Raw genomic sequence first — 18,532 nt, forward strand, 5'->3', positions numbered from 1 at the left:
TTCTGTCATCCCCTCAGCTGATTGCCCTTGAGGGCGATGGCCTTGTTGATGCGGTTGAATACCGCGGCAAGGCTGAGATTGATGGCGAGGAAGCCGGCCATCAGAATGCCGATCACCTCGAGCGTCTGGCCGGAGTGGTTGATCGTCAGCGCCACGATCATGAAGAAGTCGGTGAAGCCCACCGCAATGCCCATCGTGGTTGCCTTCATCAGCCAGACATACTGGTTGGCGAGGATCGGCAGCATTGCGCGCAGCGCCAGCGGCAGCCTGACCAGCGTGAAGACACGCCAGGGGCTCAAGCCCAACGAGAGCGCCGCCTCCATCTGGCCCTTGCTGACGGCCTTGAAGCCGCCGCGCACGATCTCGGCGATGTAGGAGCCGCCATAGATGGCGATGGCCACGGCCAAAGCGGAAAATTCAGGCGGGATGCGCAATCCACCCTTCAGGTTGAGGCCTTGTAGGGCAGGAAAGTCGAGCAGTGGTGCATCCGGCAGGCGACCGATCATCAGGATGACAACCGCGCAGGCGAGCGCCACTGCCGCACCGGCGAACTGGACGGCAGAACGTTCGCCGACCGGTTGGCTGATCTGCGATGTGCGGCCGAGCCAGACCGGCAGCGCGATCGCAGCGATCACGGCCAAAACGGCCAGCGCCAGCGCCGTTCCGCCGACATTGGGAATAGGCACATAGAGACCACGGCTGGTCAGCAGCATGCCGAATGCCTCATGCGCGGCGCGCGGTGTCGGCAGATGCGTGATCAAAGCGTACCAGAAGAAGACCTGCAGGATCAGTGGGATGTTGCGGAAGATGTCGACATAGGTGCGGCCGAGCAGCCGTGCCAACTCGTTCGATGACGTGCGCGCCAGACCGACGATCGTGCCGACGATCGTCGCCAGGATAAGGCCGGTGGTTCCGAGGAACAGCGTGTTGACGATGCCGATCAGGAAGAACCACCAGTAGGGATCGTTGGCGGTGGCCGGCAGCAGCGAGAAATTCACGTCCCAGCCGGTCGACTTGAACAGGAAGTCGAAGCCGGAGGTGATGCCTTGCTCGGCAAGGTTGCGCCGGGCGATCATCACGCAGGCAAGGACCATCGCGGCGAGTGAGCCGACGTAAAGGGCCTGCAACAGCGCGTTGCGGACCTTCTGATTTCTCAGCAGGCYGACCATCAGGATCTTCCCGAATTGGCGCCGRCTCCGCCGGGCAGGCAGCCGGGCGGAGCTCAAAGCGGATGYGTTAGGAATGGATCAATCGATCACCAAGGGGATCAGTCGATCACCAGCGGGAACAGGACGCCGCCATTGTTCCACAGATTGGTGAGCTCGCGATCCATCTTGTAGGGCGAGTCCTTGCCGAGATCGCGCTCGAAGATCTCTGAGTAATTGCCGACCTTCTTGATCACGTTGTAGGCCCAGTCGTCGGAAAGCCCGAGGCCCTTGCCCATGCCGGGGGTGACGCCGAGGAATTTCGCCACCTGCGGCGAGGTCGGCTTGGCCTTGATCTCGTCGACATTCTTGGAGGTGATGCCTTCCTGCTCGGCGAAGATCAGGGTGCTCAGCGTCCAGTTGGCGATGTCGACCCAGTTGTCGTCGCCCTGGCGCATGATCATCACTTCAGGCTCGACCGCGAGCACGTCGGGCAGGATCACGTGGTCCTCGACCTTGCTCTTGGCGATGCGGGCGATGGCGAGYGTCGGGCCCCATTGCGCATAGAGATCGCAGCGACCGGAGAAATAGGCCTGCTCGAGCTCCTCGGTCTTCTCGATCAGCACCGGCTCGAGCTTGATGCCGAGCTTCTGGGCGTAGGCGGCGACCTGCTGCTCCTGCGAGGTGCCGGCGGGAATGCAGATCGTGCCGCCATCGGCATCCTTGAGCGATTTCAGGTTGAGCTCCTTATGCGCCATCACCTTGGTCGTGCCGAGATAATAGGAATTGGAGAATTGCAGGCCGAGCTCGGTGTCGCGGCTGAGCGTGCCGCCCGAGKCCTTGATGATGATGTCGACGTCGCCCGACTGGAGCGACGGCCAGCGCTGCGCCCAGCTGATCGGAACGATCTTCAGCTTCGCCGGATCGCCGAACACGGCGGTGGCCACCGCCTTGCAGAGGTCGATGTCCATGCCTTTCCAGTTGCCCTTGTCGTCCACCTCGGCAAARCCGAGATAGGAGCCGTCATGGCCGGTGCAGTTGAGCACGCCGCGCGCCTTGACGGTTTCGAGCGTCTTGCCGCCGGCGGCTTCGGCCGGTGCTGCCAGATGAATAAGGCCCAGGGCCATGGCGGCGGCCCCCCATTTGATCATTTTCATGTTTGATAGTCTCCACTGTTGAGGTTGTTCCGTTTCTTGTTGTTGGAGCCCCGCAAGACGTCTTACGGAACTCGGTCTCGAAGCCGCTTCTCAGTCGGAAAGCGGTGTCGGTTTCGGCAAGGAGAGCTTGAGGTCGCTGCGCCAGTCCTCCTGGGCGAGCCATCGATGCAGCGCGGCCACCGCCTTCACGCGCAGATGCCCGCGCGGGACGACGAGATAGAAGCCGGGGACTTCCTCCGGCTTCATGTCGGCAATGGCGTCGCGGCCGATCGGTGCGACCAGGGCGCCGGAGCGGAAGTCCTCCTCGGCGTCGATGACGGAAACCAGGCCGACACCGATGCCTTGCAGAGTCGCCCGGCGCATCGTCGCAGCGTCGTCGAAGCTGATGCTGCGGTTGYCGTCCGACAGCTCGACGCCGAGGTGCCGCAAAATATCCGGCCACAGGCGCTTCGACTTGACCGTGTCGAGCAGCGTGAATTTCGTCAGGTCTCGCGCCGAGCTGATCTTCTCGCCGATCGCCGGCGTGCAGCAGATGATCTTCGGATCCGGCACCAGCAGCGTGACTTCGTAGTCGGGCCAGTTGCCGTAGCCCCACTGCACAGTCATATCGATATCGTCGCGGCCGAAGTCGGGCAGGTCGACCATTGTGGTCAGGCGCAGGTCGGCGCCCGGCAGCATCTCGCGGAAGAGCGAGAGTCGGGGCAGCAGATAATGCGTGGCGAAGTAGGGACTGGCATTGAGGTTGATGCGGTCGCGGTAGTTCGACTTGGTGACGCGGCGCACGCCTTCGGAGAATTCGTCGAAGCCTGCCTTGACGTAGTGCGAGAGCAGGATCGCCGACTCGGTCAGTTCGATCGATCGGCCCTTGCGTTCGAACAGYGTCACCTGAAGCGTGTCTTCCAGGAGCTTGATCTGCTGCCCGACCGCCTGCGGCRTCACCAGCAACTCGTCGGCGGYCTGGYGGAAGCTCTTGTGCTGCACGACCGCGTGGAAGACGYGCAGCGCGTTGAGCGAAGGGAGGCGAAGCTTGCCGGTCATGGTGAATTCCGCCTCCTTTCGTTCGAGACTCCGTCGGTCAGGCACTGCCGGATGTCAGCCGCGCCCGGCTGGCGACGTTTGTCAGGCGTAGATGTAACCGCCTGAAACGATGACATTTTCGCCGGTCATGTAGGTGTTCTTGGGCCCACCGGTCATGAGCACCCATTCGGCGATTTCGGTCGGCTCGGCGCCGCGGCCGAGMGGGCTCGCCTTGGCCAGTTCCTCGAGGAAGCCGAGAGCTTTGGCCTTCTCGGTGGCCATGCCGGCCGGCGCGACGGAATTCACCAGGATCCCGTCCTTGGCGACGTGATGGGCGAAGGAGCGCGTCAGGCTGACGACGGCGGCCTTGGTGGCCGCGTAGTGCGCGTTCTGCGGATGCGCCTTGAAGGCGTCGACGGATGTCAGGTTGACGATGCGGCCGCGCACCTGGGCTTTCGGCTCTTGGCGTTGCATATGGCGAACGGCCGCCACCATCATGTGGTAGGTGCCTTTGATGTTGATGCCGTTGGAGGCGTCCCACTCGGCGTCGGTGATTTCGAGCAGCGGCCGACGCGGATAGATCGCGGCGCAGTTGATCAGCGTGTCGACGCGCCCAAGCTTCGCGACGATGGCGTCGAAGGCGGCGTGGCACTGCGGGCCGACCTGGATGTCGCAGGTCGCCGCTGCCGTCGGCAGGCCCTTGGCTTTCGCCGGTTCGAGCGCGCCCTCGGCGGCTTCCTTGTTGATGTCGATGATGCCGATCTTCGCCGCGCCGGCGTCGACAGCCATCTTGGCCAGAAGGGCGCCGAGACCGGCGCCGCCGCCAACGATCAGAACGGATAGGTCTTTCATCCTGTTTTCCTTACTTGGTGCCGCTCGGCGAAGTCGGCCAGGTCGGCATGATGTCGAAACGGGTGACGTCGGCCCACGCCGGCAGCGCGAGCACGCCGACGACCATCCTGGCCACGTCGTCCGGCTGCACCACTTTGCTGGCGTACATGGCTTCGCGCGCCTTGGCGTCGAGGATGTCGTTGTAGAGTTGCGTCTCGACGCGACCRGCGACGATCTCGGTGACGCGGATACCGGATGGAGAGAGGTCGGCGCGCAGCGCGCCGGCAAAACCGGAGATGGCGGCCTTGGTGGCCGCATAGACGGCGATGTTGGAGAATGCCGCGTGGCCGGCGACGGAGCCAGTGAACAAAATGTGGCCCGACTGCCGCTCGCGCATCTGCGGCACGACGAGCCGGGTGAGCAGGATCGCCGCGCTGAGGTTCACTTCGAGGGTGGTGTCGATGTCGGCGATCTTCATCTCGGCGAAATTGCCGAGCGGCGGCATGATGCCGGCATTGTTGATCAAGACGTCGATGGTGAGATCGGCCAGCACCGATTCCAGCGCTTCGCGATCGGTGACGTCGACGGCGATCGGCACGATGCCTGGGCGTTCGGCCTGCAGTTCCTTAAGCGCCGCCTTGCTGCGCCCGACCGCATAGACCTCGTAGCCGGCATCGCTCAAGGCGACCGCCATGGCGCGCCCTATGCCGCTCGTCGCACCTGTGATGAAGGCTGTCGTCACGTAGGGCTTCCCCGGTTGCTTGATGCTCAGTTTGCGGCTTGGGCCGATGTCGCGAAACCAAGAAAAGCAGCAAAAAGGAAAGATAAACTTTCGAAAATGGTTTCGGCGCTCGAAACGTTCCGCGCTGCACGCGTGATCGGCGAGGCCGCAAACCAAAGAAAAACAACGCCTTCAACGGCGAGAGAACGGGATCCGGCCGCCAGCCGAAGCAAAACATGGCTTTCGCAACCGCGTGACGGTTTGCGTGTTCAGGCTCGAGGCCTATGCCCCTGTTGGCAGCGGTCTTTTCATCCTCGTGAAGAGCGAAGCCGCGGCGGCCTTTTGCTCGGCATCCGTCGCCTCGATCCCCGACGCCTTCGCCAGCGCGCGCACACGACCCAGGCTGTTTTGCAGATGCTTGCGCATGGCTTGCCGGGCCTTGCCGCCGTCCTGCCTTTCGATGGCGTCGACGATGGCTTTATGCTCGYTGTGGATGCGCGCGTAGTAGCTGTCCTTGAGCGCCGRCTCGACCACATAGCCGAGCTGGAAACGCGGCACGATCATCGGCCCGAGATAGGCGAGAAAGCCGTGGATGAATTCGTTGCGCGCCGCCTTGGCGATCGCGAGGTGGAAGTCATAGTCGTAGTGGATCTGGACGGCGGCGGGGTCGGCGTGCCGGGCGTCGATGTCATCCATCATGACGCGGATATCGCGGGCTTCCTTTTCGGTCCGCCGTTCCGCGCAGAGCCCGGCGGACTCCACTTCGACGCTCAGCCGCAATTCGAGCAAGGCGATGGTTTCCGGCAAGGTCCGCAGCGCCTCGTCCGGGATCGAGAAGTTGCGTGGAGCGGGTGTTTCGCTGACGAACATGCCGCGTCCCTGCTGCGGCACCACCATACCCTCCGAGCGCAGCCGCGCGACCGCCTCGCGCACCACGGTGCGGCTGACATCATATTCGGCGCAAAGCTCCGCCTCGGTCGGCAGTTGCGCGCCAGGTTGCAACTCACCGGAGCGGATTTTTTCGGCCAGGCTTTCCGCCACGACGGTGGAAAGCGGCTTGCGCTTCGTCATTCAGGTTCTTCCGTTCAAGTTCAGATTCGGGATGATGCCCGAACCGGCAGGACCATTCAAACCGCCGCTGTGACGATGAGTTCGACCAGCATGCCGGGCTTCGCCATCCGGCCTTCGCCGGAGGAACGCGCCGGCGCATGCTCCTTCGGCATCCAGGCGTCCCAAACCGTGTTGACCTCGTCGAAATCGCGCACGTCGTCCAGCCACATCTGGACATGCAGGATGCGGGTCTTGTCGGTGCCAGCCTTGGCGAGCAGCGCGTCGATCTTGGCGAGAACCTCGCGCATCTGGTCGGCCGCGGGCTGGCCCGGCCTCGCCACCTGGCCGGTGAGGTAGAGCGTGCCGTTGTGGATGACGCCGTGATGGATTCGGGTGTCGAAGTCGAAGCGCTGGATATCGCTCACGGTATGCCTCTCAGATTGCCGGCGTCTGCCGGATGGGGTTGCCCTGCAGGTACTGCGCGTAGGGCGCCTGGACGAGCCAGCCGGCATCGACCGGAAGCGTGACGCCGGTGATCGAGGCGGYGCGGTCCGAGCAGAGGAACAAGGCTGCCTCGGCGACATCGCGCGGCTCGACGAAGCGGCGCAGCGCGGTCGTGGCCTGGATCGCTTCGGGCTTGCGTTCGCCCTTGGCGATCTTCGCCTTCAGTCCGTCCGACAGCGTGTAGCCGGGCGCGACCGCATTGACRCGAACCCCGTGCGGGCCGAGCTCGGCGGCCAGCATCTGGGTGAGCGCCAGCACCGCATGCTTTCCGGGCGTGTAGGCCGGCAACGACAGCGGCGCGAAGGAGGCGAGCGAGCCGACATTGAGGATCGCGCCGCGCCCGGCGGYCGACAGCAGCCGCCCGAACACCTGGCAGCCAAGCAGCGTGCCGCGATAGTTGATGCGCCACATCTTTTCGTCTTCGTCGAGATCCTGGTCGAGCACATGCTTGCCGCTTTGCAGGATACCGGCGCAGTTGACGACGACATGTGGCGTGCCGAACGTGTTCACGACGCCCGCCGCCAGGGCCTCGACCGAGACGGGATCGGCGACGTCGGTCTGGACGAAGAGGGCGCGCGGCGCGCCGCCGCGCTCGCAGGCATCGGCGGCTTCCTTGCCCCGGGCAGCATCGCGGCCGGCGACGACCACCTGATAGCCATCCTCGGCGAAGCGCTCGGCCATCGCGCGGCCGATGCCGGACGTGCCACCGATGACAACGGCGGTCGATACGTCAGCCATTGCGGCGATCCTTCCGCTCGATGTCGAAGAATTCGGCCATGGCCTCGACCTGGAAATCCATCATCGGGCGTCCCGGCTGGATGCGGCAGCCGATCTCCTTCGCCGCCTTGAGCAGCGGCGTCTCGGCCGGCTCCATGATGATGTCGACCACGGTCATGTTCGGCGTCAGCTTGCTCACGTCCATCGGCAGCGGATCGCCGGCCTTCAGCCCTGACGGCGTGGCGTTGATCGCCATGTCCATCCCGGACGGATCGGGCTGGCCGACCTCGATGCGGCAGTTGGGAAAAGTCTTGTTGACCAGCGAAGCGAGCTTTTGCGCGCGTTCCTTGTCGATATCGGTCAAACGGATTTCCGCCGCGCCTTCTTCGGCAAGGCAGTAAGTCAGCGATGCGCCCGCGCCGCCGGCGCCGACCTGGAGGATGCGCCTGCCGGCGATCTGGTGCCCGCCCGCCTTCAGCCCCTCGATGAAGCCGACGCCGTCGAAATTGTCGRCATACCAGCTGCCGTCCGCCTGCCGGCGCACGGAGTTGGCGCTTTGCACACGCGAAGCGCGGTCATGAGCCGCCGCGCATTTGTGGTAGACCAGAACCTTGTAGGGCACCGAAATGATCACGCCGCGGATGTTTTCCGCCGCGGTGATGCCGGCCCAGAAAGTGTCGAAATCCTCCGGACGGCAGCTCAACGGCACCATCAGGCTGTCGAGCCCCTTTTGCTCGAAGATCTCGTTGAAGATCCCAGGGCTCTTCGCATGGCCCACGGGATGGGCCAGCATGACGAAGACATCGGCCTTGCCGGTTCCACGCATCGGTTATTCCTTTCCATTTGAGAGTTCGTGATCGCCCAGGATTTCGAGGGCCCGCACGAGCGACGAGTGATCCGCCTCCGCGCCGCCGRCTCGGGCCGAACAGGCATTCATCAACTGCTGCGTTGTTGCCGTGCCCGGCAGGGCGACGCCCAGCGCTCGCGCGCTTTCCAGCGCAAGGTTGAGATCCTTCTGGTGCAGCCGGACGCGGAAGCCCGGCGCGAAGGTCCGTGCGATCATCCGCTCGCCATGCACGTCGAGCACGCGCGAGGAGGCGAAGCCGCCCATCAGCGCGCTGCGCACCTTGGCGGGATCRCAGCCGGCCTTGCTGGCGAAGACCAGCGCTTCGGCGACGGCCTCGATGTTGAGCGCGACGATGATCTGGTTGGCGATCTTGCAGGTCTGGCCGGCGCCGTTGTTTTCGCCGATCAATGTGATGTTCTTGCCGAGCCTCTCGAAGATCGGCCGTGCGCGCTCGAACTCGGCGGCCGGCCCGCCGACCATGATGGTGAGGCTGGCCGCCTTGGCGCCGACCTCGCCGCCGGAGACCGGCGCATCGAGATAGCCGGCGCCTGCTCCCCTGATCCTTGCCGCGAACTCGGCCGTGGCGATCGGGCTGATCGAGCTCATGTCGATGACCAGCTTGCCGGCTGAAATTCCCTCCAGCACGCCGTTCTGCCCGAACAGCACGCGCTCGACGTCGGGCGTGTCGGGCAGCATGGTGATGACGATCTCGCACGCCCGCGCCACCTCGGCGGGAGAGGCGGTGACCGTTGCTTTCAGGTCGTTTGGAAGTGGGGAGCGATTGAGGACCGTGACGATCTCATGTCCGGCATCGGCGAGATGCCGCGCCATCGGAGCGCCCATGACGCCAAGTCCGATGAAGCCGATTTTCATACGCAACCTCCCGTACTTCGTCAGACCATCTTGCAGCTCGTCGAAGGCATATGATATAGGACATCATACAAATTTCAATCCATCTCTTCACGGCTGGAGACCGATCGCAAAATGCAGGAGCGCGTCAATTCGCTGAAGGCGGCCGTTCAGGCCGGCCGGGCTCATATCGGCATCTGGTGCTCGCTGGCCTCGGCGCTCACCACCGAGATCGTCGCGGGCTCCGGGGCGGGCTGGCTGCTGATCGAYGGCGAGCACAGCCCGAACGACCTGCGCAGCATCATGGCGCAGCTGCAGGTCGCGGCGGCGTTTCCCTGCGAGGCGGTCGTGCGCTTGCCATCCGACGATCCCAATCTGATGAAACAGGCGCTGGATGTCGGCGCCCGCAGCCTGATGATACCGAACGTGCGCACCGCCGAGCAGGCGCGCGCCATCGTCGCCGCGATGACCTATGCGCCGGGCGGCTTCCGCGGCTTCTCGGTCGGCCACCGCGCCAACGCTTTCGGCCGCATCGCCGGCTATCACGCCAAGGCGCGYGAGCAGCAGTTGCTGGCGGTGCAGATCGAGGACGAAACCGGTGTGGCCAATGCCGCCGAAATCGCCGCGGTGGACGGTGTCGACGTTCTCTTCGTCGGACCCGGCGACCTCTCCACCAATATGGGTTCGATGGGCAATCCAGGCGCCGACCATGTGCAGGAAGCGATATCGTCGGTGCGCAGGGCCGCCGCCTCGGCAGGCAAGGCCAGCGGCATCCTGGCTCCCGTGAAGGCCGACGCCGACCGTTATCTCGCCGACGGCTTCACGATGGTGGCTGTCGGCTCCGACCTCGGCCTGCTGGCGCGGGGCTCGGACGCCTTGATCGCATCGTTCAACCAGTAGAGCGGAGTACAGAAGTGGCGATCCCCCCTTACAAGGCCCCGGCGCGCAACGCCTATGACATCGTCATCGTCGGCGGCGCGGTCGTCGGTTCCTCGACGGCCTACTGGCTGAGCCAGGCGCTGGGCAGCGGCGCCTCGATCCTCGTGGTCGAGCGCGACTCGAGCTACACCTTTTCCTCCACCGCGCTCTCAACCAGCGCCATCCGCCAGCAATATTCCAATCCGATCAATGTGAAGATCAGCCAGTTCGGCATCGAGATCATCCGTGGTTTTGCCGAGCGGATGGCGCCTTTCTACCCGAATGAGCCGGCGCCCGATCTCGGCTTCAAGGAGCACGGATATCTCTATTGCTGCTCGCCCGAGGGGGTGGAAGCGGCGCGCGAACGGGTCGAGCTGCAGCGCAGCCTCGGCGCCCATACCGTCTTCCTCGAACCAGGCGCGTTGAAGGAACGTTTTCCGTGGCTCAATGTCGAGGATCTCGGCGGCGGCTCCTGGGGTTCCCGCGAAGAGGGCTGGTTCGATTCCATGGGCCTGCTGAACGGCTTCCGTCGCGCCGCGCGCGGCAGCGGCGTCGAATATGTCGACAATGCCGTGACGGGATTGGACCTCGCCGATGGGCGGGTCGTCTCCGTTCGCCTTGCGACCGGCGAGACGGTTGCTTGCGGAACGCTCGTCAACGCGGCGGGTCCGCGCGCACAGCAGGTCGCCGCCATGGCCGGCCTTTCCATCCCCGTCGCGCCTTACAAGCGCTACAGCTTCGTTTTTGCCAGCGCCAATCCGATTCCGGGCCGGATGCCCAATGTCATCGATCTCTCCGGCACATTCGTGCGCCCGGAAGGCGAGCTCTTCCTCACCGGCAACACGCCGCAGGGCGACGGGCCGGCAGACTATGACGACTTCGAGATGCATTTCGAGGAATTTGACGACTATATCTGGCCGGCTCTCTGGCACCGCATCCCGGCCTTCGACGCGCTGAAGGTGCAGACGAGTTGGACCGGCCATTACGAATACAACATGCTCGACCACAACGGCATCGTCGGCTTCCACCCGGAGATCAAGAATTTCATGTTCGCCAACGGCTTCTCAGGCCACGGCCTGCAGCAGTCGCCGGCGGTCGGCCGTGCGGTGTCGGAGCTGATCGTCCATGGYGCCTTCCAGACGCTCGACCTGTCGCCCTTCCGCTATGAAAGGATCCCGCGCAACGAGCCGTTCCTGGAGGAAGCAGTGATCTGAAGCGCGTCGCGATCTTTCAGGTCCGCTCCATGCGCTTTAGGTTTTCGATTTCACGCATGTCCTCATCCCGAAACCGGTTCCCACTTTCGGGAGACATGCTTTAGTGGGCTTGAGTGTTGGCCACCAACCATCTTGCTATCCCGGAACGACGCGAAGGCCGATCAGCGACTTGCTTTCAGCAACTTGACGGTCCAGCCAATCCTTGGCGCCGCAATGGTTTGYCGGGCATGCGATCGCAAGTAGGCCGATGCACCATAGTGTCGTGGTGTTGATCACCCCGTGCGTCTCTTCACGATCGCGGGCATGGCACTGAGCTGATTGACCATATGGCGAGGAATCCAGGTGACGCGATCACCGGAAAGTTCAACCTCGATATCTTTTTCAAGAAAGACATCCAGAAGAACCCGTATCAACATCACTCCCAGATGCCTTCCCGGGCAAATGTGGATGYCCTTGCCGAAGGTGGTCAGTCCGGCGTGGATCCGGTTGATATCGAAGCGTTCCGGGTCCGGAAACACCGACGGATCGTAATGGTGCGCRCGATGCGTGCCATTGATCTGGTCGTTGGCGCGCAGCATCGACACCGCGCCGACAGCCGCCGCCTCCTGACCTATGCTGGAATGCGCTGGACCATGGATCAGGCCGGCTTTCTCCAGATCGAGAATTTTCTCCTCGAAGCGCCTGATCAGCTTCATTTGAGCATAAAGGCGAACCAACTCCCGAGCGGGAAGGGCGCTCCAGTCGGATTCGTCCGCCTCGATCCGGTACCAGGGTGCCGATGGTTTCAGTTCATGCTTTTGGGCCAACTCGTCTCCTCCCGCTCGGCCTATTGCAAAGAAAGGCCTAGCTCCGCGCGTCRCCGCAGCCATAGGCTTGCCCTGTAGCGAGGGTCGCGGGTGCGGTCATAAATCGTGTCCAGGATGCGCAGAACGCGTTTGGGGCCGATCTTGTCGCCCCATTCCAGCGGCCCCAGCGGGTAGCCCAGGCCAAGCCTGACCGCCGCGTCGAGATCGGGTGCCGAAGCGATTTTCTGCTCGACGATTTCGCTGCCGATATTGACGATCATGGCGATGATGCGCTGGCAGACGGCCCCGCAGCTATCCTCCACCATGGTCGCCTTGCGGCCGGCGCGGCGGACCAGGCTCAAGGCCGCTTCCCTGGTCCGGTCRGACGTTGCGGCGGAGRCCACGAGCGTCACGTGGYGGTCGATGCCGAAAAACGGATCGAAGCCGACGCAAAGCGAAGCCGRCAGACCGAGYCRCACCGCGGCGCCGGCCACGTCCTCGCCCTCCAGGCCGATGAGAATGAGGTGGTCGCCGTCGATTGTCCGGTCGGTGGCGCACGAGTCGACGAGTTCCTGCATGCCCGAGGCCTCGTTGTCGGCGATCACGGTGACACGACCCGGCAAAGCCCCTTCGGCGCCGACCGCTTCCACCGGTCCCGCGGGAGGGATCGGTCGGCCATCGCCATGGTCGTAGAACCCGCGWTTGGTCTTGCGGCCGAGAAGACCGGCCTCCACGCGCCGGGCGGCGAGGACCGACGGGCGATAGCGCGGATCCTGGTAGAATTGGTTGTAGATGCTTTCCATGACCGGATGCGAGACATCGAGCCCGGTCAGGTCCATCAGCTCGAACGGACCCATCCTGAATCCGGCGGCGTCCCGCAGGATCGCATCGATGTCGTCGACCGGCGCGACGCCTTCGCGCAGCATCGCCAGGGCTTCCGTGCCGAAGGCGCGGCCAGCGTGATTGACGATGAAGCCGGGCGTGTCGGCGGCGATGACGGGGCGATGGCCAAAGCGGGCCGCGAGCGCGACCAGCGCGCGCTCGACCTCAGGCGCCGTATGGGCGCCGGAGATGACCTCCACCAGCTTCATCACCGGGACGGGGTTGAAGAAATGATAGCCTGCGATCCGCTGCGGGCGGCTGGCCGCGGAGGCGATCGCCGTCACCGACAGGGACGATGTGTTGGTCGCTATGATTGCGTCCGGCCCGACGATCTTTTCCAGCGTCTCGATGAGCTGACGCTTGGGCTCGAGACGTTCGACGATGGCTTCCACGACCAGGTCGGCGCCGGCCAGGCGGCCCAGCGTCTCGACGGGTTCGATACGGGCAAGCAGTTTTTCGACCGTTTCCGCGCTGACCTTGCCCGCGGCGGCCCTGGCGCGTTGACGCGACGCGATCTGCTCGAGGGCGGCTGCGGCTTTTCCCGGCGCTTCGTCGACGATCATCACGTCGACGCCCGCCGCCGCCAGAACCTCCGCTATGCCGGAGCCCATCACCCCGGCGCCCACGACACCGGCTTTTTCGACCCGACTTCTCGACACCCCTCCCGCGTCCGCCAAGTCAGCGCCCCGTAAATGACGCTTTGCGCTTTTCCAGGAAGGCGGCGATGCCTTCCCGTTTGTCGGCCGTATCGAAAAGCAGTTGAAATGCCTTGCGCTCGAGGCGCAACGCCGTTTCCAGGGGAGCGTCCTCGCCATTGACGACGGCTTCCTTGATCTGCTCGACGGCCAACGGCGGGAGACGGCTGATCTTCTGGGCGATCTGCAGCGCCTGCCGCAGGGCATCGCCCTCATCCGTGAGCATGCTGACGAGGCCGGCGCGCTCGGCGTCTTCCGCCGGGAACATATCGCCGGTCAGGACGAGCATCAGCGTCTTGTACTTGCCGATTGCTCTCAGCAGCCTCTGGGTGCCGCCGGCGCCCGGCATGAGGCCGAGTTTGACCTCTGGCTGCCCGAAAGTGGCTGTGCGCGCCGCCACGATGATGTCGGCATGCATTGCAAGCTCGCAGCCACCGCCCAGCGCAAAGCCCTCGACCGCGRCAATAACCGGTTTCGGACATTTCGCGATCACATCCCAGTAGCGATGGGTGCGTTGAAGAAGCAGGTCGGCGGAGCCGAGCTTTTCAAACGCTCTGACGTCGGCGCCGGCGGCAAAGTTGGCGCCGCGCCCGGCAATGACGATGGAACGGATCTCCGCGTCGTCTGAGAAGCTTGCCACCRCAGCAGCCAGCTTCTCCCGCACTTCGAGATTGATTGCGTTGCGGACTTCGGGGCGGTTGATCTCGACCAACCCCACATTGTCGAACGGGCGGCTCTCCACCACAACAAGAGACTGATCGCTCGCGGGACRCATTCGTACCTAGTACATGGAATTTAATTTCATATCCGTGACTGTAGTCAGCGTCAGCGACGCCTACAAGGCTAACATGGACGTCCTGACGACTATTCTCCACACCGCTCCGGAAACGATGTCCCGTGGGCGTTCGAAGCGCGTCTGGGCGGTTCGTAGGAGCGGCTGCGGTGCGGCGTCGCTGCATGAGTTCGGCAGGGCATCCGGCGTRCCGAAGCGCGCCATGGTCCAGCCTATGCGGCTCGCTTCGGCGTGAGCTTCAAGGTCAGCACCGCCGCGGCGTCGACGGCCTTGTCGGTGTAGAGCAGCGGCACGTAGTCGCCCGCGGCCCAGAGCGGCGCCATGTCGCCGTAATGGTCCGACCGCGGATCGCCGGATTGGCCCGGCGTGTTGATGCAGACACTGTTGTCCCAACCGCCGACATCGACGACAATCCGGAAGGAGGCGCCGATGGTGAGCCGGAAGTCGGTGGGGCGGTACGAGCCGTTCATCGGCGTGCTGCCGCTGCCGCCGAAGGGGAAGGGGCCGACATTCCATCGGCCCCCGGCATTGGCGACCGCTCCTGCCGGGTGCTCGAAAAGCGCCTCGTGCAGGCGGCCCCATGCCCATTCATCGGTGTCGGGGCCGAGCGCCTGCCGGCATGCGTCGTAGGCTTTCGCCAGGCTGCCCAGCGCCAGCGCGGCAAACGCCACCGGGGTCCCGGCCGCGATGGCTTCAAGCCGATCGAGGATGCCGGCGGTGTCGCCGGGCGCGAACAATGGCCTCAACTCCGGCTTGCCGACGGCATCGGCAATGATGGCCACGTGCAAGTGGTTCRCCCACCAGACTTCGTAGAGCGCGGCGCCGGGGCTGTCGGCCGCCAGCCGGAAATCCCAGCTGGCGAGTAACTCCAGGGCCGCCGTCTCCGCTTCGTTGCGTCCGGACAGCGTCGACAGCAAGCCGACGACCCGCTTCGCCGGCACGCAGAACACATCGGTCTGAAGACGGCGGGACGCGTCAACGGTATGGCGCTGGTCGGCGGCCAGCACGCCGTCGATGCGCTGGGCGCGCGAGGGCTCCAGCCATTCATAGCCGATCGGCTGGTCCATCGGCCAATCGGCCGGCAGGTTGAACTCGTTGGCGGTGGCGAAATAGCCCTTCGCCGGATTGCGGCTGAAGGGCAGCGCATGACCCGGCAGGAAGCCCTGCCATTCATGCTGCCCGTCGCCGGGCACCGGCAGAAGCCCGTCCCAGTTGGGGCGTATGGGAGAGAACCCGCCGACGGCCCAGCCGATATCGCCCTTGGCGTCGGCATAGACCTGGTTGACCGCCGGCACGCCCCAGCCGCCCATATGGTCGCGGAACGCCTCGAAGCTGGTCGCCCGCATGGCGGCGATGCTCTTGAAGTAGGGGGCCGTGCCGGGATCGGTCCAGACAGTGCGGATCGCCACCGCCAGATGCCGGTCCGGATATTCGGCGATCACCGGCCCGTGGCGGGTGAAACGCAGGGCGAGCGCGGCCTCTCCGCAACCCTTGACCGAGGCGGTCTCGCCGATGTCGCGAAAAGCCTCCCAGCCGTCTCCGTAACGGTAGAGGCCGGGGTCCTCCGGATGCGTCTCGTAGACATAGACATCTTCCTGGTCATGGCCGAGGAAGAGCGTGAGGCCAAAGGCCGAATGGCCGTTGTGGCCGATCGAGATGCCCGGCAGCGCCGGCTCGCCGGCCCCGATGCCGTTGAATTCGGGCGAGGCGATGTGGACGATGTAGCGCAGCGACGGCACCGCATGGGTGCGGTGCGGGTCGTTGGCCAGGATGGGCCGGCCGCTGGCGGTCCTGGCGCCCGACACCACCCAGTTGTTGGAGCCCTGCAGGCTGGTGTCGCGCACGACGTCGCCGAGCGGCGTCATCTTGCGCCAGGCGCGGGCATCGCCGATGCAGGCCGTCAGCCTTTCTCTGCCGAAGGTGACGGGGGCGATGGCGAGCTTGAACGTGTCGAGGCAGTCGAGCGGCAGCGGGGCAGGGCGGTCGCGGCCGGCAAGCGGGTCATGCGGCGGTTCCAGCTTCTGCCGGAGCGCGTCGAGTTCGGCGTCGAGCTCCGCAAGGATGTTGGAGCGGATCACCTCCGAGACGGCGTTGCGCATCAGCGAATGGCTGCGGATGCGCACGACGTCTTCCGGCTGCCATGTGGCTGGGCGGGTGCCAAGGGCGGCGAATTCCGGCGGCAGCCTGTGCGGCTGGTGTTCGCAGAGCTCGACATAGGCATTGATGCCGGCGACGAAATGGCGGCAGATCGACTCGGCGTCGGGGGCATAGGCGTCCCATTCCGCCCGCATGTCGCCGCGATAGAGGAAAAGCCGGGCGGCGCGGTCCTGCTCGAGGTAACCCGGGCCGAAATCCGCCGCCAGCACGCCAAGGCCCCGCTTGCGCCACAGATCGATCTGCCAGAGCCGGTCGCGCGCCGCGTTGAAGCCCTGGACGAAGAACATATCGAGGAAACTTTCGGCTCGGACATGGGCGATGCCCCAGCGGTCGACGACGATGCTGGCCGTCGAGCTCAGGCCTTCGACGGCGAATTCCTCTTGGCTCATGATTATCGATGCTCCCGGATCAGGCTGGGCTCCTCGTCGGCGTCGCCTGCTTTTGCCCCGTCGGCGCCAGCCTTTCGAGGATCTGGATCAGGCCGCCCGGCGCAAGCCTCAGCACCAGGATCATGGCGACCGCGATGACGATGTAGCGCGCGTCCTCGAAGCCGCCAATCCCCGCCATGGCTTCGCTGGCGAAAGTGAGCGCCAGCGCCGCGATCACCGGGCCGAGAACGCTGTTGATGCCGCCGATCAGCACCATCGAGAGCACCAGCGACATCGTCCCGAAGCCGAAGACCTCGGGCGAGGCGACGCGCAGATAGACGGTGTAGAAGCCGCCGGCGATGCCGGTGAAGATGGCGCTCAGCACCAGCACTGAAATTCGCGTGCGCGCCACCGAGATGCCGCGCGCGGTCGCATAGTCCTCGGCGTCGCGCACTGCCTTGAGCGATTTGCCGAAGGGCGAACCGGCGACAAGGATCAGGAAAGCCGTGGACAGGCCGAGCAGGATCAGCGCCAGGTAGTAATAGCCGAGCTTGTAGTCGCGGATGAAGCTGTAGTCGCCGATGGTGAGGAACGGCAGGCGCACCAGGCCCTTTGCGCCGCCCGTCAGGTCGGCCTGGCTGAGCACCAGCTGCACCATCAGCTGATTGACCGCGAAGGTGACGAGCACGACATAGATGCCTTTGAGCCGGGCGACCGGCGCCGCCATGATCACGGCCGAGATCGCCGCCGTGACCGCGCAGGCGGGAATTGCGAGCCAGGGATTGACGCCGGCGGTCTTGGTCAGGATCGCCGCCGTGTAGACGCCGATGCCGAAGAAGGTCATGTGGCCGAAATTGAAGATGCCGCAATGACCGAGGCTGAGGTTCCAGTTCGACGCGATGATCGCGTAGATGAAGGCGATGATGAAGAGGTGCCTGACATAGCCGTCGGTGAAGACCTGCGGCACGAAAGCCAGGACCACGAAGAGCGCAAGCAGCAGGAGGTTGTTTCTGGTCATCATCTCTTTCCGAATATTCCGTTCGGCCTGAGCAGGAGGACGAGGATCATCAGCAGGAAGAGCGCGAAGGGCGTCCAGTAGAGGCCGACCCAGAGCACCAGGAAGGCCTCGATGAAGCCGATCAGATAGGCGGCGCCTGCCGTCGAGCCGAGGCTGCCGAGACCGCCGAAGATGACGACGATCATCGCCTTGGTCAGCGGCTCGCTGCCCATGGCGGGCGTGATGAAGCGGATCGAGCCGAGAAGCGCGCCGGTGAGGCCCGCGAGTGCTGCCGAGATCGCGAAGGCGAGCGCGAAGGCGGTCGGCACGTCGACGCCGWTCAGCGCCGCCGAATCCTGGTTCTGGCCGACGGCGCGCAGGCTGCGTCCGATCTTGCTCGAGACCGTGAAGCGCCACAGCGCGATGAGGATGACGGGCGCCGCCACCAGCAGCAAGGCTTCATGCGCGGAGATCGCGTTGCCGAACAGCCTGATCTCGCCGTCGACGAGCGGCGGAAGCTGCTTCAGGCGCGGTCCCCAGATCATCTGCGCGCCGCGTTCGAGGATGATGGTGACGGCGAGCGTCGTCATGGCCGTGACGAGCAGCATGTTGCGGCTGGCATAGAACGGCCGGATGACGAGCCGCTCGATGACGATGCCGATCAGGCCGGCGCCGAGCGTGCCTGCGACGAYGCCTGCAACAGGGCCGGCGCCGACCGCTTCGCTGACCGTCCAGGCGATGAAAGCGCCGACCATCATCAGCGCCCCATGCGCGAAGTTGAAGACGCCGAGCGTCGTCCAGACCAGGCTGAGTCCGCTCGCCATCAGGGCATAGAGCGAGCCGAGCACCAGGCCGGAGACCAGCGTGGCGAGGAGCGTATCCATC

General features: G+C 64.8%; 18 protein-coding genes. 2 read left to right on the top strand and 16 right to left on the bottom strand.

Annotated features, from left to right (window positions below; translation table 11 throughout):
- Positions 1-5: 5 nt before the first annotated feature.
- The 10 genes from LCM4576_RS13940 to LCM4576_RS13985 all read right to left on the bottom strand — a co-directional run bounded on the left by LCM4576_RS13940 (position 6) and on the right by LCM4576_RS13985 (position 8,862).
- Positions 6-1,169 (bottom strand): ABC transporter permease subunit, encoded by a 1,164-nt coding sequence (locus LCM4576_RS13940; RefSeq protein WP_083361402.1) that lies wholly within the window; start codon positions 1,167-1,169, stop codon positions 6-8.
- Between the two features lie 98 nt (positions 1,170-1,267).
- The gene (locus LCM4576_RS13945; RefSeq protein ID WP_071032600.1) at positions 1,268-2,302 is read right to left on the bottom strand and encodes an amino acid ABC transporter substrate-binding protein; all 1,035 of its coding nucleotides are present in this window, start codon (positions 2,300-2,302) and stop codon (positions 1,268-1,270) included.
- 90 nt (positions 2,303-2,392) lie between these two features.
- Positions 2,393-3,340 (bottom strand): LysR substrate-binding domain-containing protein, encoded by a 948-nt coding sequence (locus LCM4576_RS13950; RefSeq protein ID WP_071032601.1) that lies wholly within the window; start codon positions 3,338-3,340, stop codon positions 2,393-2,395.
- Positions 3,341-3,421: 81 nt separating this feature from the next.
- Entirely contained in the window at positions 3,422-4,171 is a 750-nt protein-coding gene (locus tag LCM4576_RS13955; protein ID WP_071032602.1) for an SDR family NAD(P)-dependent oxidoreductase, read from the bottom strand.
- Positions 4,172-4,181: 10 nt separating this feature from the next.
- Entirely contained in the window at positions 4,182-4,892 is a 711-nt protein-coding gene (locus LCM4576_RS13960) for an SDR family oxidoreductase (RefSeq protein WP_041004257.1), read from the bottom strand.
- A gap of 261 nt (positions 4,893-5,153) precedes the next feature.
- Complete coding sequence (locus LCM4576_RS13965) at positions 5,154-5,942, bottom strand: FadR/GntR family transcriptional regulator (protein ID WP_071032603.1); 789 nt, start codon at positions 5,940-5,942, stop codon at positions 5,154-5,156.
- Positions 5,943-5,998: 56 nt separating this feature from the next.
- Positions 5,999-6,346: a RidA family protein gene (locus LCM4576_RS13970; RefSeq protein ID WP_071032604.1), complete on the bottom strand. Its 348-nt coding sequence runs from the start codon at positions 6,344-6,346 to the stop codon at positions 5,999-6,001.
- Positions 6,347-6,356: 10 nt separating this feature from the next.
- The gene (locus LCM4576_RS13975) at positions 6,357-7,163 is read right to left on the bottom strand and encodes an SDR family NAD(P)-dependent oxidoreductase (protein WP_071032605.1); all 807 of its coding nucleotides are present in this window, start codon (positions 7,161-7,163) and stop codon (positions 6,357-6,359) included.
- Positions 7,156-7,968: a shikimate dehydrogenase gene (locus tag LCM4576_RS13980; protein WP_071032606.1), complete on the bottom strand. Its 813-nt coding sequence runs from the start codon at positions 7,966-7,968 to the stop codon at positions 7,156-7,158. Before LCM4576_RS13980 ends, LCM4576_RS13975 begins: the two co-directional genes overlap by 8 nt.
- A 3-nt stretch (positions 7,969-7,971) precedes the next feature.
- The gene (locus tag LCM4576_RS13985) at positions 7,972-8,862 is read right to left on the bottom strand and encodes a 2-hydroxy-3-oxopropionate reductase (protein WP_071032607.1); all 891 of its coding nucleotides are present in this window, start codon (positions 8,860-8,862) and stop codon (positions 7,972-7,974) included.
- Positions 8,863-8,973: 111 nt separating this feature from the next.
- Between LCM4576_RS13985 and LCM4576_RS13990 the strand changes: the two genes are divergently transcribed.
- Together LCM4576_RS13990 and LCM4576_RS13995 are read left to right on the top strand one after the other, a co-directional pair.
- Positions 8,974-9,738: an HpcH/HpaI aldolase/citrate lyase family protein gene (locus LCM4576_RS13990; RefSeq protein ID WP_071032608.1), complete on the top strand. Its 765-nt coding sequence runs from the start codon at positions 8,974-8,976 to the stop codon at positions 9,736-9,738.
- A gap of 14 nt (positions 9,739-9,752) precedes the next feature.
- A complete protein-coding gene (locus LCM4576_RS13995; protein WP_071032609.1) occupies positions 9,753-10,970 on the top strand; it encodes an FAD-binding oxidoreductase in 1,218 nt (405 codons plus the stop codon).
- A gap of 272 nt (positions 10,971-11,242) precedes the next feature.
- Here the strand turns inward: LCM4576_RS13995 and LCM4576_RS37735 are convergent, their stop codons facing one another.
- From LCM4576_RS37735 to LCM4576_RS14030, 6 genes are all read right to left on the bottom strand, one after another.
- The gene (locus LCM4576_RS37735; RefSeq protein WP_407067378.1) at positions 11,243-11,776 is read right to left on the bottom strand and encodes a cytochrome P450; all 534 of its coding nucleotides are present in this window, start codon (positions 11,774-11,776) and stop codon (positions 11,243-11,245) included.
- A 20-nt stretch (positions 11,777-11,796) separates the two neighbouring features.
- A complete protein-coding gene (locus LCM4576_RS14005; RefSeq protein WP_071032611.1) occupies positions 11,797-13,296 on the bottom strand; it encodes a 3-hydroxyacyl-CoA dehydrogenase in 1,500 nt (499 codons plus the stop codon).
- Between the two features lie 19 nt (positions 13,297-13,315).
- Positions 13,316-14,107 carry an enoyl-CoA hydratase-related protein gene (locus LCM4576_RS14010; protein ID WP_071032612.1) on the bottom strand — a complete coding sequence of 264 codons (792 nt, stop codon included), beginning with the start codon at positions 14,105-14,107 and terminating at the stop codon, positions 13,316-13,318.
- A 230-nt stretch (positions 14,108-14,337) separates the two neighbouring features.
- The gene (locus LCM4576_RS14020) at positions 14,338-16,671 is read right to left on the bottom strand and encodes a penicillin acylase family protein (protein WP_071032614.1); all 2,334 of its coding nucleotides are present in this window, start codon (positions 16,669-16,671) and stop codon (positions 14,338-14,340) included.
- Between the two features lie 19 nt (positions 16,672-16,690).
- Positions 16,691-17,668: a branched-chain amino acid ABC transporter permease gene (locus LCM4576_RS14025; protein WP_071070421.1), complete on the bottom strand. Its 978-nt coding sequence runs from the start codon at positions 17,666-17,668 to the stop codon at positions 16,691-16,693.
- Positions 17,668-18,531, bottom strand: a complete 864-nt coding sequence (locus LCM4576_RS14030; protein WP_071032616.1) for a branched-chain amino acid ABC transporter permease — start codon at positions 18,529-18,531, stop codon at positions 17,668-17,670. Before LCM4576_RS14030 ends, LCM4576_RS14025 begins: the two co-directional genes overlap by 1 nt.
- Position 18,532: the final 1 nt, after the last annotated feature.

The organism is Mesorhizobium sp. LCM 4576, assembly GCF_001854815.1.
GTDB lineage: Bacteria > Pseudomonadota > Alphaproteobacteria > Rhizobiales > Rhizobiaceae > Mesorhizobium > Mesorhizobium plurifarium.

Coding starts and splice junctions, on each gene's coding strand:
- LCM4576_RS14025 (WP_071070421.1), bottom strand. CDS start 17,668: ATGACCAGAAACAACCTCCTGCTGCTTGCGCTCTTCGTGGTCCTGGCT.